Origin of the sequence: Borborobacter xinjiangensis, from assembly GCF_047739745.1 — a bacterium.
Lineage (GTDB): Bacteria > Pseudomonadota > Alphaproteobacteria > Rhizobiales > Rhizobiaceae > Pseudaminobacter.
Window position 1 is genome coordinate 1 of the sequence record NZ_JBLLVA010000087.1, and the last position, 928, is coordinate 928.

Below are 928 nucleotides of genomic sequence, written 5' to 3' on the forward strand. Positions count from 1 at the left end.
GGTGGCGACGCTCTATGATAGCAGGAGGTATCCTGCACGAAACCGGTCCCTGCCGGTCCTTCAATGGTCAGTTCGTTGTCTATTCCAAACTGCTTGCGAACCGCCTCTTCGCTCGCCCGGGCAGAGCCCAAGAGCATGCGGAGCGGTTTGCGCTTATGCGAGCGCTTCATCATCACATGGGCACCGGAATGCCGATCCGTGTCGGTTATGTAGAAGCTGGCATATACGAAATTCAGTCCCGGCACGTCATAATGATAGTCAATCACAAAATGCTGAAGTCTCCGGCGCTCGTCGTCGCTTATTGGCGAGCCGAAACTCCAGTGGAGTATCGGCAGGATCTTTCGCGGTTCATGGCCAAGATAACGGCGCACCACGCTGCGCAGAATCGGGTCATCGATCACCGCCTGAACAGCCGGGCAGCGTGACGGTTCTCGAACACCGCCTATCGGCATCAGCCTGCCATCGCGAGCCTTTCCCTCCACAACGTCCGAATAAAGGAAAGTCGGACCTTGAGGATCGTAGATGGCGTGCAGCGGCTCTGACGCGGCAAACCTCCTGATCTCCGCCACCGTTTGGGGCGGCAGATTCATCCCCACGAAAACCGCTTCCCTGCGGATCGCCTCGACCACATGGCAGGCATCAATCTCGGGAAACAGCGTCGAGCACCGTTCATCTCGAGCCCGAATTGGCGTCAACAGGCGGCGTGATCCGTCGATTGCCCGACGCACCCCGCTGTACGTCTTTCGAACGGTTCTGAATCTGCCAAGAACATATTGGATGCCTATCTGGCGAACGCGAGTTGTAAAGGATTTGAGATCCATATGGCACCAAAACGCTTTGAAACGAAAGCTAGTCGCAATCGAAAAGCACTACATTGATACCGCATATCACCAAACGCGGACGCGGCGCCGCCATGGAAAAAGTACTA

At 56.1% G+C, this 928-nt stretch carries 1 protein-coding gene; it reads right to left on the minus strand.

What is annotated here, in order from left to right; genetic code table 11:
* Window positions 1-695, minus strand: a 695-nt coding sequence (locus ACLKMW_RS26445) for a phytanoyl-CoA dioxygenase family protein (protein WP_415727506.1), incomplete at its 3' end; no start/stop codon positions are given.
* Between the last annotated feature and the right edge of the window lie 233 nt (window positions 696-928).